This window comes from Psychrobacter sp. SWN149 (assembly GCF_015864565.1).
GTDB lineage: Bacteria > Pseudomonadota > Gammaproteobacteria > Pseudomonadales > Moraxellaceae > Psychrobacter.
The window spans coordinates 24,952-41,418 of the sequence record NZ_JADYWX010000004.1 but is presented as its reverse complement, the minus strand read 5'-3'; the positions used below and the strand labels follow the sequence as shown (position 1 = coordinate 41,418).

Sequence of the window (16,467 nt, the reverse complement as noted above, 5' to 3'; positions counted from 1 at the left end):
GATAGCAATGACGTTCAGCAGCGAATTGCGGTGTGTTAAAGAGGTTCTTAAAAGCAAATTATTTGTTAAAAACTTACTTTAAAAGTTGTTTTTCAGCTCACGTAACGCTGCAAATATTGTCAATGACTTTTCATCATCGATAGACATTTTGGATTTCACTCCTGCGATTACGCTCGGCTCTTGCGTACGTAAAAACACGTTTACCGCACGCTCATGCTCTAGTGTCACTGGCAGCGTTGCCATGCCTTGCTCAGTTTGCGCCTCTGCTCGTGCTAAGGCTTGCTGCATCGCTTCGTTGTCAGGTTCTATAGACAGACCAAAACGCAGGTTACTGGCCGTATATTCATGCGCCGGATACAGTAGCGCCTCATGAGGCAACCCGTTCAAACGCTTAAAGCTCTCATGCAATTGCTCAATCGTACCAGTGAAGACGCGTCCGCAGCCTGCGCTAAACAACGTATCTCCACAAAAGCAGTGCTTCTGACCATCGATATCCAAGATGTAGGCCATATGGCTAGCAGTGTGGCCTGACACATCCCAAACTTGTGCTGAGCAGCCCCAAGCACTCACCGTGCTACCATCTTTTATGGTTTGGTCTTCATCAACGTTATGCTCACTATGTGCGACCAAATGTGTCATCGGATACGACTCCTGTAACTCTGCGACGCCGCCGATATGGTCATGATGATGATGTGTGGTCCAAATGGAGGTCAGCTCTAATTCGTTGCTCTCTAAGTAATCCACCACTGGCTGGGCTTGACCAGGATCAATGACAATGGCTTGTTTATTATTATCATTGATTAATGTCCAAATATAATTGTCATTAAAGGCTTTGATTGGGTGAATACGGATAGTCATGTTACATCCTTACTGGTTGTTATTTTTATTACTGATATCTTTACTAGGGAATATTAATAATTTACAGACGCTTTTGTTTGCTATCTTAAGCGTAGAATACTGTTTTGAGCACTGGTCAGTACGTTGAGTATTACTCACCGTTTCAGATACTGATTAACACGTTTTTCTGCTTCTTTATCCACCCACCAATAGTCGATGCCGACGGCATTGGATGGTAGGTTTTCGGTATGACGGTATTGATCCCAATAAGCGACGTTGGTGCCAGATTTGCCATACAAGGGTACGACATAATGACCGGCTCGCAGCAGGCGATCAAGCACTTGTGTGTACAACACGATATCATCGCGATTTTTGGCATTACCAAGTGATTTAACCACCTGATCAATGGCAACATTTTTGATACCAACGCTATTATGGTTACCCGGTTCATCAGCCGCAGCGCTGCCCCAAAATGCCGCTTGCTCAGCGCCAGGAGACAGACTTTGGGCAAACACATCAACGACCATATCATAATCGAAGCGGCGCATACGCTCATAGTATTGTGGGCCATCCACTTGGCGCAAAGAGACATCAAACCCCAAACGTTTTAGGTTGCGAATATAAGGCAGCAATACACGTCCCATGGTCTCACCTGTCATGAGAACTTCAATCTGAGCCAACGCTCCGTCAGGCTGATACAGCTTCATATCTTCATAATAAAACCCAGCATCTAACAATAACTGGCGCGCCTTTAATAACCCTTGACGATTAAAGCCACTGCCATCACTGACTGGCAACTGCCATTCTGCCAATACGGCGCTGCGTTGAATTGGCTCAAGCTTTGGCAGCAGAGGCGTTAACACCTGCATCTCTTTGTCAGAGGGTGTGCCCGTTGCTGCCAGCTCTGAGCCATGAAAGAAGCTTTGTAACCGCTCATATTGGCCATGAAACAAGGTTTTATTCATCCACTCAAAATCGTACGCGGCTGTCAGCGCTTGACGCACCCTAATATCTTGAAAAATTGGGCGACGCATATTCATGACCAAGCCTTGCATCGGCACGGGGTTTTGACTGGCGATCGCTTCTTTTTTGATCAGCCCTGCCGTGACGGCAGGAAAATTATAACCTGTTACCCAGTTCGATGCTTTGTTTTCAGGGCGAAAACGGTACTGGCCGGATTTAAAGCCCTCAAAGGCAATCTCATCACTTTGATAATACACAAATTTAATCATATCAAAGTTATAACGACCACGGTTGACCATCAAAGCACGGCCCCAATAGTTAGGGTCACGTATGTAGCTTACCGAACGACCAGCATCAACACGCCCTAGCTTATAAGGGCCACTACCCATCAATGGTGTTAAGGTGATTTTTTCAAAGTTAGCGTCGATTGAAGATTTGGCAAAAATAGGAAACTGTCCAACGGTCAGCAAAATCTCTTTATTCTCAGTAGACCTAAAAACAAACTTTACTTGCTGCTCATCAATGAGTTGGATGTCTTTGATATCGCCCAAATAACTGCGAATGTACATGGGGCCTTTGTTTAATATCGCCTCATACGTCGCTTTGACATCGCGGCTGGTCACTGGCGTTCCATCCCAAAATAGAGCGGCAGGATTCAAATGATAGACAATCCAGCTGGTATCCTCTGGATCATACGTCACCTTGCTTGCCAGCTGCGGATACATGGTAAAGGCTTCATTCAATGAGCCCGTCATCAAGGTATCATAGAGGTAATCAGTGCCAATCATGGCCACACCAGTGGTCATCCACTTGTTGGCACTATTGAATGTACCGCGAGTATCTAATGACAAAGTACCGCCTGATGGTGCCTGTGGATTGGCATACGGCAGATAAGGCGCATCGATGTATGCTGTTGGACTGTTATGACCAAGCGCTGATGTGGTGATAGGTGCAGCGATACTGCTTGGCAGCCAGCTGACAGTGAGGATTAGCAACACAGATTTTGATAGGGCGTTTTTTATCATGGTGTTATCACAAACCTTTATGCCAACCAATTTGGGGTTCAAAACAAGAATACTGACGGAAAACCTGACTGAGTGCAAAACTTTATCATAACAAAGTTAGTCTGTCTCACCTAATGGTTTGCTAGGTTATGTCTTATGCTTCCTGCATGACAGGTCTCATAAAAAAGCGCAACCGTTATCAGTTGCGCTTTTTTTGTACATGACTGCATCTTAAGGCTTTATTGAAATCTTATAGCCGAGGGGTTAACAATTCGCTTAACCATGCTTTTTTTCGAACGCGATCATAAAATCGACCAATAGCTGTACCCACTCAAGTGGTACGGCATTATAAATGCTGGCACGCATACCGCCCACATCGCGATGGCCTTTTAGATTGAGCAATCCAGCTGCTTCTGATTCTGCCAAGAATACTTTATCCAGACTGCTGTCTGCTAAGGTAAACGGTACATTCATGATAGAGCGGTACTCAGTGGCAACTGGGTTGTTATAGAAACTGCTATCATCGATGGTTCTATACAGTAAGTCTGCTTTTTGCTGGTTGATTTTACCAATAGCAGCCACGCCGCCCTGCTCTTCTAACCAATCAAACACCAATCCCGCTAAGTACCAAGAATACGTTGCTGGCGTGTTCGACATAGACTCTTTATCAGCTTGATGCTCATAGTTCAGTAGCATAGGGCACCATTCGCTGGCCTTACCCAACAAGTCTTCACGGACAATAATAATGACCAAACCTGCAGGACCGATGTTCTTTTGTGCACCCGCGTAGATCATGCCAAACTTAGACACATCTATCGGCTGTGACAAGATACAAGAGGACATATCAACGATAATCGGTGCATCGACTTGTGGCGGCTCAAATATCTGTAGGCCATGAATGGTTTCATTGGCACAGTAATGAAAATAAGCCGCGCCTTCACTGATATTCCACTCACTTTGGGCTGGCACATCTGAAAAATTACTGTTTTTACCGGTGGCGACCAAATTAATCTCACCCAGACCAAGTGCTTCATAGCGTTTTGCTTCTTTGATTGCCTTGCCTGACCATGCCCCTGTCGTCAAATAATCGCCGCGGCCACCATTTAATAGATTCAATGGAATCGCAGAAAACTGTAAGCTAGCACCACCTTGCAAAAACAGTACTTTATAGTTATCTGGTATTTCCATTAGCGAGCGTAGCTTAGCTTCCGCTTTGTCAGTAATCGCTATATACTCTTTGCTGCGATGGCTCACTTCCATGACCGATACGCCGCGACCTTGCCAGTCAAGCAGTTCGCTCTGGGCATACTCGAGCACTGATGTTGGCATGGTGGCTGGCCCAGCACAAAAATTGGGTACGCGGTGCGGCGCGGTTGTGTTTGTAGGGGTAGTAGACGTTGGGTTGGCAGGCATAATCACAGTCCTAGATATAATGAAATAAAGAGGAATACTTTACTTCAGTTTGTTGAGAAAAACGTGTGTTGATACAGTAAATTTTTGATAAGGCAGGTTGGCTGTACTATAACTCAGAGAGATATCTGATTCCACAGTTTGCGCTTTAAACTGCTGTCTTCTAGCATATCACCTAATGTCGGCACCGCTGTCAGCGTAGGATGTTCGATACCATCCGGTAATACGGTCAGCGCTGCGACTTTTATTTCTTCGCTTCGACCCATTCTAAACACATAACCTGCAAGACTAGCGTTGGCAAGCTCAGCAGTATCCATCCCTTCACAGATTGGAAATGATGTCGTCTCACAGGATATTGATAGCGCGCTTGTGATATTTTGCCACAATTTTTGACTGTCGCTAGTGAGTGCTTGGATATCCACCAGTATGACCCAGTCGCCATAGCGTCCACCTTGTAAAGTAAAAGGCGCGACCTTTTTTTGGCTTTCATTATGCGTGTTTTGATCAACATGACGCTCAAGAACAGGCGCAGTGGCTGACTGCACCGCCTCATCTATAAAGCTACTGGCGGTGCGATTGGCTGGTGATATAGTAGCGCTTTCATTATCAGGCGTATCTGAACTTAAACGGTCAAAACTATAAGTGACTGGACTTTGCTCATTGATAGTCTGAGTCTCTGTGAACTGCTCATCCATATTCCTAGCTGTACCAATAGATATGTTGATCGGCACCTCAGTAGCGACTGATTGAGCGCTTGGCGCTTCAACGTTTGGATACTCATCGCCTAGATATTCTGTATTAGGTAACGTAGTACTAGGCTGGTCAATGCTCAAATATTCAGCGTTTGATTGACTCGCTATATCCATAGCAATATCAGTGATATTGATGGTTTTTGATTCAGGCTGTATCCACTGATTGATGCCCATCATCGCTAGAATTTGGCGTTGCTGCGCACGGTGCTGCAATACAGTTAGCGGATCTTGGATATCACTCATACGACTTTACTATCCTACTTATTTTATTTGTATCATTGATAGATTGGCGAATTAACTGTCATCCGTTTACTATAAAAAACACGACATGGGAAAAATGCAACCCAGTTGCGTGTCATCACGTATCTATTCTATATAAGACTGACCGTCTATTTTATCCAGTATGCATCATGCTATCAGACATCTATTAAATAGTTATTTATCAGATAAGCAATAGTTAAACAACTACTTCCTAATCGATCATTTATCAAAAAATCTGCCGAATACCCAGCCAGCGCTCTGACATAGTAGTCAGGCAATCATATTCATCTTGGCTGATTATCGTATCGTGTAGCATAACGGTATGCAAAGTACTGAGCCATTGTCGATATTGATGGTGTGCAGGCTTGGCGGTGTCATGGTCATTGTAATCTATTTGACCACCATCCTGTTGCCTGTCTTGATGATTATCACGATAATTATCGGTATTCGGAGTATCGACCATGTGAGTGCTTGTATACTGACTGGACACCGGAACCGCAGAAATAATCGCCAATAACTGGATACTATTTAGATGCTGGGTTGTGAGCAGTAACCACTGTAGATTAACATCACTTACTGTCACGAGATCAATATCAATCAAGCGTGCATGACGCCTCAAGTCTACAATGTAATGTGCCACGCTCTCATCATTTTCACTCAATAATGATCGATCATGCATTGAGATCATCTGGCCCTTAGCATCTTTTGACAGTCGATACGCCAATAAGACGACCATTGATATTTGTGCAGTATCAAGACTATTAAACACCTGCATTGAAGGGTCAAGCTGCGTACATATGTCTTCCATGCCAGCTTTTAATATCTGTGGCCATACAGCCTGCGCGTCTGTATCTTGTAAAACTTCAGACAATATCGGTAGCAACTGCTGCAAATGTAGCGCTTGCCATAATGACAATATTGGCGATTTTTGTGATGCTCGGGCTGACGAGCTATTCAGAGCAACCGCGATTGAATGAGAGCTATCACTAGATATATTTTGATCTGACGAATCATACGCTAAGCTTTTGGTTAAGTCGGATGTCAGTTGTTGGTTAAACAACTCAAATATACCTTGCTGATAGCGCAGCAACATCGTACGGCATTTCTCTTGTTTTACATAGTACTGATGACTATCGTAACTATGATCGTCATTGCTTTTGGGCTTTAGGCTTTCGATAAGTAGTTCAGATAAATCATGTTGACACAATTGGGTTAAGGCGAGTTTAATCAAAGCACTGTCCAAACGCCTATCTAGGCTGGCTATTATTGTCAGTAACTTATAATCTATCCTATGTGGTAACACTTGCTCATGGGAGGTCGAGTCAGTCGCTACAGAGAAACCACCATTCCAAATATCATTTAGACTATAAGTAGCAGTCATTGATAATGGTTGATGCTGATGACAAAGCATAACCGCTTCGATCAGTGCTAATGTGCCTAAAGGATGATGACTATCATTAAGTATATACTGCGGTAGTGACACCTTTTGGATATCACTGACCTCAATCAATGTGTTTTTTGGTAGGTCAACGTCAGGTTTGGACTGCCACGGTTTCAACAGCCCACAAGTACTTATGTCTTCAGCCTGTACTTGAAGCCGCCCATCAACCACCACATCAGCTTCTACGGTAAATTCTAAACCGTCATTAACCTCTGATTCATCGCTCTCTCTGTTACGACCGTCGTTCCCAGACTCAACAGGAATTTTTCCGTCACTTGCCTGTTTAGTGCCACCTGTATTAATCGTCGCGGCTGTTTGAGCTTCAAATATTGACGAAGGATGTATATTTTTGTCTGGTGAATTATTACTTAGGCTATTCCCTTCTGTCGCTCCCCAATCTCCTAAGCGGCGTTGCCTATATATTTCTTTGACCTTTTGCTGATTTATTCGTTTTTCTTTAGCAATTTGTACCGCGAACTTATGATAAGCATCCGCGTTAATAGCGCTCATACGTTCAGTCAAGCTTGGATGTGTGGCAAACCATGACACATCGCCCAAATCCGCCCCACTACTAGCAAAGAAAAAATGGCTGAGTCCATTGATATCAGAAATGCCAGACAAACGCGAGCCGAGTGAGTCTTGATGAATGGCTTTTAAAGTTTCGATAATCGCAGGTGTACGTGTCAATTGAACGCTGGTGGCATCAGCGAGTAGTTCACGCTGACGGTTGAAGCTATGCTTAATCAGCTGCGCGCTTGCCATACTAGAGAAGCTCAAGCCATGCAGTAGCAGTGTCCAGAAACTACGCGGGGCTTGACGATCCATGACAGGTGGCGTTTGCACCCACTTAGACTGACGCTTGGCTGAGGACTGCTGCTGTTGTGATTGCTGCTGCCAGTAAGCGACCCACTCACTATGCGTGGTGAAATTGGCCGTTTGCGCTTCCGTATTGCGTGCAAGCGTATCAACCTGCCTCTGTGATAGAGATTTTTGGGAGATATTATCGCTATCAAAGTGCCTATAATTAGAGAGACGATTAGAGAGATGATTGGATATTGGATCACTCCAATCGTATAGTATTTGCAAGCCTGCCAACACCACCATTAGCTGTAAATTGAACGTAGCATCACCGTGCAGGATATGGCCGTACTCATGACCGATAAGCCCGTATAGCGCCTCATCAGACAGCTTGTCTAGTGCTCCTTGGGTGACGACCAATACCATATCTGAGTTATGACGACCAGCGACGAAGCCATTAATACCTTGTTCATCAGGTAATACGTACAAAATAGGGGTTTGCAAACCTGAAGCAATGGCCAATTGCTGAGCAATTTCATGATAGCGACGATAGACTGGCGGAAAATCACGCTCATTGCGCACGGCTATATGACGCGCACTATAGCGAACCTTCTCTTCGGTCTCATGTTGATGAGCGACTCCTTGACTGTGCTCCCATGCTTCTTGACTGTTATCAATGAACAGCCTAACCGCTCCTACTCGCTGAGCAATAGCACGGCCACCTGCTCTTAGGCGTCGATACTCCAAAAAACTACCACCAACGAAACTACCTAGCGTCAAGACAATGACCAGAACCAATACCCAGTGATATATGCCACCTGTAAATACTGTCAGCAGTATAGACATGACAGCCAGTCCTACAGCCATATGAGCAAGTACAATCAGGAAAAACAGTCCATAAAGTAATAGACTGCGCCGCGTACGTATCCGCTGTTCACCGAAAAAATCCATCAGATCAGGCTGCCTAGAGTTCGCCAAAATTATCTAAACCTTAGCCCATATTGACAATCGGTGCCTGAGCAATCGCTTCTCTATCTTCGAATACTAACTGACTGAGCGGACGAAAGCCAAAGGTCGTACTGACAAGGTTATTAGGAAATACTTCACGGTCGTTGTTATAGAACATCACGCTGTCATTGTAATGCTGACGCGCAAAACCAATGCGATTTTCCGTATTAGTTAACTCATCCATCAGCTCCTTGATCATGCTATCGGCTTTCAGCTCAGGGTATGCCTCAACGACAGCAGAAAACTGACTCAATGCTTTAGACAGCATACCTTCTGCTTTTGCAAATAGTGCCATGTGCTCTAGTGAGTCTGGCTGATGCTTATTAGAGTCTTGTAGATCTTGAGCATGATTACGCGCATTAATGACTCGGGTTAACGTCTCTTCTTCATGGCTTAAATAACGCTTGGCGGTCTCAACCAAATTTGGAATCAAATCATGACGACGCTTCAATTGCACATCTATTTGAGCAAAGCCATTCTTTGCTTGGTTACGTGCGCGTACCAATTTGTTAAATACTGATACGCCAAACACGACTACTAACACTATAAATGCAATAAATAGCCAAACAAACATCTTCATAATCAAACCCCAAAGTGTCTAGAATGTTAACAAAAGTTATTACATTGTATTTTAACTCATATTAATCAATGACGCTTTTAAATTGAACAGAAAATTAAATAGGATATCGAACGAAATTTTGGACAAAAAAAAGCCCTTTACAATGAAGGGCTTAATACATCATAAGATCATCTTTAATACTTTTTGATGTAAAGATCAAATTTCAGGCAAAAAAAAGCGACTCCAAAAGCACATCCTCGGCACACATCATAACTATTACCGTTGCTACCTTCCGGTCCTGGCGGGATTCATAGAACAATGTTGCGAGGCTACCAATGGAGCCACCAGATGCAGATTATACAAGGATTTTTTTATTTTGCAACCCCTGTGATAAAACTGTTTGTTTTGCGCGATAAATAGCCTATAGATTGGCTCACAAAATTGTCACAGTAACTTATACATATTTTGTTACTTTATAGAATGAAGCTAAGCAGCTGTTTTAATCTAAAAAATAACAGGCTTGGCTTTTATATAAAAATAAAGGTAGACACCATTCATATGGTTGCTAAACATGAAAATTCACTTAGGAGATAATAATGAAAAACACTTTATTAAATAAAGCAGCACTGGCTTCTGGTACAGTTTGTCTCATGACCGCCATGATGGGCAGCGCCCATGCAGAGCCAACTGGTTACGACCAACTGACATTTCAAACAGAAGTAAAAGAAGAGATTCAAAACGATGAAGTACGCGCCAGCTTATACAAAAAAGCACAGGCAACGGACTCGAAGACATTGGCCACGATGCTCAGCACCTCTATCAATAACGCGATGAAAATCGCCAAGCGCTACCCTAGCGTGACCGTGAGCACAGGACAGCAGCGCACCTATCCACGCTATGACAAAAACGATAAGATTATCGGCTGGACAGGACAGGCAAATATAGATCTGAAGAGTACTGACTTTGCAGCGACCAGCCAGCTCATTGCTGACTTGCAAGAAACCTTGGTCATGGATAATCTAAACTTTGGGGTTTCAGATACCAAAAAAGATGCCCTTGAGCAAAAACTCATGACTGAAGCATCACGCGCCTTTCAGCAGCAAGCTAAGAATCTCACTCGGGCATGGGATGCTCGTAACTATCGTGTCGTGACGGTCAATCTAAACACAGGTAGCAACTATCCACGTCCCATGTATAGCGCCATGAGCATGAAGTCAGGAATGGCAGACGAGTCAGTACCGAGCCAAAGCTTTGAATCTGGTAACAGTACGGTATCGGTCACTGCTAACGGTACCATTGAGCTAACCAAGTAAGTCAACGCACTGCTAAGACAATCAATTGACATTAAAAAAGGCAAGCATCATCAATGGTGCTTGCCTTTTTATTTGATTAACGATATCCATCATATTTAATTGTTGTCGTTATTGGGATTGAGACTGAGCCACTTCTTTTTGACTCAGTTTCAACTTCATTTTTTGATACCACGATAGGTTTTGATAAGCCAAAAGCTGCTGTGCGATCTTTTTATTGTTTTGTAATGTAGTATTGTTTTGAATCACATAGACAGTAATGGCTACCTGCTCAAGCGTTTGGCCTGTCTCGCCTTGTATTACAGCTTTTACCGTATGAGCACCTGGCAACACATTTACCGTACCAATCGATGTACTCAGCCCCTGTGCCACTTCCTTATCATCCAGATAAATACGCACACTGTCACCTGCTTGTAGCGCAGGCTTGATTTGTACAGCCACATCAATACTTTGCGCTGGGCGGCGATAAGCTCTCTCTTTACTGGGTTCAGCAATCGTTAATTGATAGCTGACTGGTGCTTTCACTGGCACAGTCGTCGTAGCAGTGGCAGGTGCATTTAGTGTTTGTGTCGCCGAAACTGGTTGATTGATGACATCAGAACTACTTGTTGCATTGCTACTTGTTGAACTGCTACCTGCTGTATTAGCAACTCCTGAGCCATTCGTCTCATTGCCTGTTGTGATGGCTATTTGGCTGATTTGTTTACCAGTTTGCTGCTCATAACTTTGCGGACGGTCAGTAAAGGTCACTTGACCGGTCTTTTCATCAACCACTTTATAGATGGGTGCAGCCTGTGTAAGCGGCATACAGAGACTGGTAGCAATGGTCAGAAGTCCTATCTTTACACCGCCTGTCAAAAAAGAAGGTTTTGATAATAATGCCATAGTCAGTCAGCCTAATTGATGTCTATTACTAAAAATTGAGTACCTATCATTATGCGATACTTTTGCAGTGAAATCAGTAGTCATCGATATGAATTCAGTAGTAATGTTAAAGAAAAACGCTTCATAACGATTTTTACCTCTATAAAAAGACATAAAAAAACCAGCTAAGTTAACCTTAGCTGGTTTTTACGACTCAAAATAACTAAGTGCTTTAGCGACTCATTAGCAGCTGTAGTACATATCAAACTCAACTGGATGTACAGTCACGTTTAGACGTTGTACTTCTTCTTCTTTCAAAGCGATAAACGCTTCTAGCATGTCTTCAGTGAAGACATCGCCTTTTAACAAGAAGTCATGATCATCACGCAGTGCTTGCAATGCAACATCTAAGCTCTCTGCAACCGTTGGGATTTGTGCTTCTTCTTCTGGTGGCAAGTCATACAAGTTTTTGTCCGCAGCTTCGCCTGGGTGCATCTTGTTTTGGATACCGTCAAGGCCAGCCATTAACAATGCAGCAAACGCTAGGTATGGGTTAGCCGTTGGATCAGGGAAACGTGCTTCAACACGTACCGCTTTAGGGCTGCTCACGTGTGGAATACGGATAGACGCTGAACGGTTAGATGCTGAATAAGCAAGTTTAATAGGCGCTTCGTAATGTGGTACTAGACGCTTATAGCTGTTGGTTGATGGGTTGGTAATCGCGTTCAATGCACGAGCGTGCTTGATGATACCACCAATAAAGTACAAGGCTGTTTCAGACAGACCAGCATACTCATCACCTGAGAAGGTGTTTACGCCGTCTTTTGAGATAGAGATATGCACGTGCATACCTGAACCATTGTCACCAACGATTGGTTTTGGCATGAATGTTGCGGTTTTGCCAAACTGATGCGCGACGTTATGTACAACGTATTTCAATTGCTGAACTTCATCCGCTTTACGTACCATCGTGTTGAACGCTACGCCAATTTCAGACTGGCAAGACGCCACTTCATGGTGATGCACTTCAACTGAGCCTTCACCAACGATCTCTTCGATACGTTCACACATAACGGCACGCATATCGTGTGAGCTATCGATTGGTGGTACTGGGAAGTAGCCGCCTTTGACACGTGGACGATGGGCCATGTTGCCCCACTCGTAAGTCTCACCTGTCGACCATGCTGCTTCTTCAGCCGTGATTTTATGGCTCACACCTGACATGTCAACTGACCATTTTACATCATCAAATACAAAGAACTCAGGCTCAGGACCGAAATAAGCGGTATCACCAATGCCAGTAGATTTTAAGTACTCTTCAGCACGGCGAGCAATAGAACGTGGATCGCGATCATAGCCCTGTAGCGTTGATGGCTCGATGATGTCACAAGTCACTACCACGGTAACGGCATCGAAGAACGGGTCAAGAAATGCGGTCTCTGGATCAGGACGCAAGATCATATCTGACGCTTCAATGCCTTTCCAACCTGCGATAGATGAGCCGTCAAACATTTTGCCATCTTCCATCACATCTTCGTCGACGCTATGCGCTGGGAAGCTGATATGTTGTTCTTTACCGCGTGTATCGGTGAAGCGAAAGTCAACCCATTTAGCGTTAGAGGATTTGATAAGATCTAATAGTTTGTTCGACATGAATAATCTCCGTTGTGTTGATCACGTTATTGCGATTTAAAATTATTAGTACAACTTTTTTCAAGAATATCAGCTGTGCTGATACTACCAAATAGCGCATTCGATATTATGCTTATTATCAACACTATTTAGTATATTAGTCAAGACGCGCATCTAAAGCGCTCACTCAACCCAACCTATCATCGTTTCCGTACCACCATAAGTCAAATCAATTTTGATTATATGTGACTCATAATACTGAATGTATTCATTAACAGCTATTTACGGATGATTATTTTATACCACGCTTTTGTGGCTCTAAATAATGACAACAGCGGTTATATAAACAGCTGCAAAGGTTATGCCAATATTTATAGATGAAACACTATCAAAATACGACACCTTATTTATTATTAATAATTACAGTTACTTATAGTACATACCTATTTATAAAAAATTTAACATCCTCATGACTCGATAATCTATCAGTCATAAAGCATCATTCGTAGCCGTTAAATCGCACTAAAACAGTGCATAAAAACATAAATAAACAATGTGTGTTTTAATTTGGTGCAACCTGCTCTATTTACTACTTACTCATGCAGTCAGCCTGCGCATTTGATGGTGGGTAAAATAGTGGTAAGATAACCGCCTATCAAAAAGCATGATAAGGCTGTAGCGCATAGCGCTCAGACTTGCGTGCCCTAATATGGCTATCTACGGATAACGATTGAGACATCGCTTGGGCGTGTTCTCATTTTGAAAACATAGAAAATCGATAAGTTGATACACTCATGATTCTGATGATCGATAATTACGACAGTTTTACGTACAATATCGTACAGTACTTTGGTGAGCTACAGCAAGATATCACCGTTTGGCGTAATGATGAGGTCACTATTGAGCAGATTCAGACGCTTGCGCCAGACATCATTGTTATTGGCCCAGGCCCATGCGATCCTGACCGTGCGGGTATTTCGCTTAAGGCCATCGAGGCCTTTAAGGGCTTTATACCGATACTGGGGATTTGCTTGGGGCATCAAGCCATTGGACAGGCGTTTGGTGGATCAGTTGTCAAAGCTGGTGAAGTGATGCATGGCCGATTGTCGGCAATTTACCATGACAATCAAGGTATATTTGCTGGATTACCCAACCCGTCAAAAGCCACACGCTATCATTCGCTCGTTATTGACAAAGCCAGCTTACCTGACTGCCTTGAGATGACCGCATGGACACAGAATATTGATGGTAATATTGAAGAAATCATGGGTATCCGTCATAAAACCTTTGCCGTAGAAGGCGTACAATTTCACCCTGAGTCTATCTTAAGCGAAGTGGGTTATCAGCTGCTCAATAATTTCTTGCAGACGCATGGCTTAGCGACATTAGCATCAGATGCGCTACCGCAAGTGGGTTGATTTTCCTATGTAGTATGATTTGCTTTTTTCAAACCAGTCACCCATATGTCAAAAAACTTCTCAATATTTCACACAAATCATCATAAAAAACAATATTAAGCGAGACCATAATGAGCGCAGAAGAAATAAAAGACACGCATACACCAGAGAGTATTGAAGCGCTTTCTGATACAGAAACGCACAAGCTGCTAACGACCGCCTTGGGTAGAATCTTTCAGCACATTGATTTGACCTTTGATGAGATGTATCAAGTGATGCTAATTATCATGCAAGGCAGATGTAGCGACGCGATGATGGGCGCTATTTTGACCGGTCTACGCATGAAGGGTGAATCTATTGATGAGATCACCGCATCGGCCAGCGCTATGCGTGCATTGGCTGCCAATATTGAACCAAAAAACTGTGCGCATTTGGTCGATATCGTGGGTACTGGTGGCGATGGCGCCAACCTCTTTAACGTCTCAACGGCCTCGGCGCTAGTAGCGGCAGCAGCTGGTGCGCAAGTGGCTAAGCATGGTAACCGCGGTGTCTCAACCAAATCGGGCAGCTCAGATTTACTTGAGCAGGCTGGCATCAGCCTGACGCTCACCCCAGAGCAAGCAAAAGACTGCATCGAGAACCAAGGTATTGGGTTTTTGTTTGCGCCTAATCATCACAGCGCCATGCGTCATGCCAATCCCATCCGCCGTGAGTTAAAAGCCCGTACTATCTTTAATATATTAGGGCCCTTGACCAATCCTGCTGGCACGCCTAACTTAGTCATCGGTGTGTTTACCGCGCAGCTATGTGAACCCATCGCCAAGGTAATGAAAAATTTAGGCGCACGCCATGTCATGGTTGTGGGTGCCAAAGACGGTCTGGATGAAATCAGTCTGGCGACATCGACTACTGTTGCTGAATTAAAAGACGGTGAGATATCGGTGTACGAGATGATGCCAGAAGATGCTGGTATCGAATCACAAACCCTCATCGGACTCGATGTCGACTCTCCAGCACAGAGCCTTGAGCTTATTCGCGCGGCTCTATCAGGTGCTGATACTCATGACCGTGCTGTGCTAAAAGCCCGTGATATGATTGCACTGAATGCAGGGGCAGCGATATATACAGCAGGGCTTGCCAGCAACTATGCCAATGGCGTCAGCCGAGCACAGCAAGTCATTCAAAATGGCGATGCGCTACTCAAGCTTGAGTCTTTGGCCAAATACACACAGCAACTGGCTGCTCAGGTTTAGCCAATAGTAGATAAGCACCAATTCGGTGCAACACTCTCTAACGTTGTCTATTTACATTTAACACTATTCGGATACCAGCATGACTACGACCCATTCAGACATTCCCTCAGTACTACAGCGCATCGTCGCCACCAAAGTCGAAGAAGTAAAAGCGGCACGCGCGCGTCTTTCTCTTGAAGACTTGCAGGCAAAAGTCGCAGCGGATAAAAAATCACGCCGAGGATTTGCGGCAGCGCTACGCGCGGCTAGCACAAAAGAGAACGGTGTCGGCATCATTGCCGAAATAAAAAAGGCCTCGCCCTCTAAAGGCGTTATCAATCACAACTTCACGCCTGCCCTGTTCGCGCTACAATATGAGCAAGCGGGTGCCAGCTGTCTATCAGTATTGACCGACCGTGATTATTTTCAGGGTGATGATACGTATTTAATTCAAGCGGCCAATGCCTCAAGCCTGCCGATATTACGCAAAGACTTTATGATCGATGTGTATCAAATCTATCAGTCTTACCTGATGGGTGCTGATTGCATCTTACTTATCATGGCCTGCTTAGATGATACCCAAGTTCAAACGCTACATGCGCTAAGTATTGAATTGGGTATGGATGTACTCATAGAAGTACATACTAAGTCCGAGCTTGAGCGCGCACTACAATTGCCACGTTCGAACCACAACATCTACGGCATTAACAATCGTGATTTAAATACGTTTGATGTCGACCTACAGACCACGCTTGATCTAAAGCATATATTGATTGACGCACTGGCTGCTGACCCTATCGATACCACGGAAAGTGATGACGATGCACTCAAACCACTCATCGTCACCGAGAGTGGCATTCATAGTAGTGATGATATTCTCTTAATGCTAGATAATGATATTCAGCACTTTTTGATCGGTGAGCAATTTATGAAAACCGACCACCCAGGTCAAGCGTTACAATCCTTACTTGCAGGCGCTGCACTAGACGGGTAAAGTGA

General features: G+C 44.0%; 12 protein-coding genes and 1 other RNA gene. 4 read left to right on the top strand and 9 right to left on the bottom strand.

From position 1 onward, the window contains the following. Positions 1-78: 78 nt before the first annotated feature. From gloB to ffs, 7 genes are all read right to left on the bottom strand, one after another. Positions 79-858, bottom strand: a complete 780-nt coding sequence (gene gloB / locus I6E86_RS07585; protein WP_197176679.1) for a hydroxyacylglutathione hydrolase — start codon at positions 856-858, stop codon at positions 79-81. Between the two features lie 134 nt (positions 859-992). After that, positions 993-2,825 carry an extracellular solute-binding protein gene (locus tag I6E86_RS07580; RefSeq protein WP_197176676.1) on the bottom strand — a complete coding sequence of 611 codons (1,833 nt, stop codon included), beginning with the start codon at positions 2,823-2,825 and terminating at the stop codon, positions 993-995. A 255-nt stretch (positions 2,826-3,080) separates the two neighbouring features. Next, entirely contained in the window at positions 3,081-4,217 is a 1,137-nt protein-coding gene (gene serC, locus I6E86_RS07575) for a 3-phosphoserine/phosphohydroxythreonine transaminase (protein ID WP_197176674.1), read from the bottom strand. A gap of 113 nt (positions 4,218-4,330) precedes the next feature. Continuing rightward, complete coding sequence (locus tag I6E86_RS07570) at positions 4,331-5,209, bottom strand: hypothetical protein (RefSeq protein ID WP_197176672.1); 879 nt, start codon at positions 5,207-5,209, stop codon at positions 4,331-4,333. Between the two features lie 244 nt (positions 5,210-5,453). Beyond that, positions 5,454-8,444, bottom strand: coding sequence for a M48 family metalloprotease (locus tag I6E86_RS07565; RefSeq protein WP_227680593.1), 2,991 nt, complete (start codon positions 8,442-8,444; stop codon positions 5,454-5,456). Between the two features lie 13 nt (positions 8,445-8,457). Further along, on the bottom strand, positions 8,458-9,054 hold the full coding sequence (locus tag I6E86_RS07560; RefSeq protein ID WP_179798982.1) for a LemA family protein: 597 nt from the start codon (positions 9,052-9,054) through the stop codon (positions 8,458-8,460). 220 nt (positions 9,055-9,274) lie between these two features. Continuing rightward, positions 9,275-9,371, bottom strand: an RNA gene (gene ffs / locus I6E86_RS07555) — signal recognition particle sRNA small type. A gap of 258 nt (positions 9,372-9,629) precedes the next feature. On the opposite strand from ffs, the gene I6E86_RS07550 reads away from it, so the two are divergent. Next, positions 9,630-10,346, top strand: a complete 717-nt coding sequence (locus I6E86_RS07550) for an SIMPL domain-containing protein (protein ID WP_197176670.1) — start codon at positions 9,630-9,632, stop codon at positions 10,344-10,346. Positions 10,347-10,454: 108 nt separating this feature from the next. Here the strand turns inward: I6E86_RS07550 and I6E86_RS07545 are convergent, their stop codons facing one another. Then, the gene (locus I6E86_RS07545) at positions 10,455-11,228 is read right to left on the bottom strand and encodes a DUF4124 domain-containing protein (protein ID WP_197176669.1); all 774 of its coding nucleotides are present in this window, start codon (positions 11,226-11,228) and stop codon (positions 10,455-10,457) included. A 222-nt stretch (positions 11,229-11,450) separates the two neighbouring features. Then, complete coding sequence (glnA, locus tag I6E86_RS07540; RefSeq protein WP_194364306.1) at positions 11,451-12,860, bottom strand: type I glutamate--ammonia ligase; 1,410 nt, start codon at positions 12,858-12,860, stop codon at positions 11,451-11,453. Between the two features lie 773 nt (positions 12,861-13,633). Between glnA and I6E86_RS07535 the strand changes: the two genes are divergently transcribed. From I6E86_RS07535 to trpC, 3 genes are all read left to right on the top strand, one after another. After that, complete coding sequence (locus tag I6E86_RS07535) at positions 13,634-14,257, top strand: anthranilate synthase component II (RefSeq protein WP_197176668.1); 624 nt, start codon at positions 13,634-13,636, stop codon at positions 14,255-14,257. A gap of 110 nt (positions 14,258-14,367) precedes the next feature. Further along, the gene (gene trpD / locus I6E86_RS07530; protein WP_197176666.1) at positions 14,368-15,489 is read left to right on the top strand and encodes an anthranilate phosphoribosyltransferase; all 1,122 of its coding nucleotides are present in this window, start codon (positions 14,368-14,370) and stop codon (positions 15,487-15,489) included. Between the two features lie 79 nt (positions 15,490-15,568). After that, positions 15,569-16,462, top strand: a complete 894-nt coding sequence (trpC, locus tag I6E86_RS07525) for an indole-3-glycerol phosphate synthase TrpC (protein ID WP_197176664.1) — start codon at positions 15,569-15,571, stop codon at positions 16,460-16,462. Positions 16,463-16,467 lie beyond the last annotated feature (5 nt).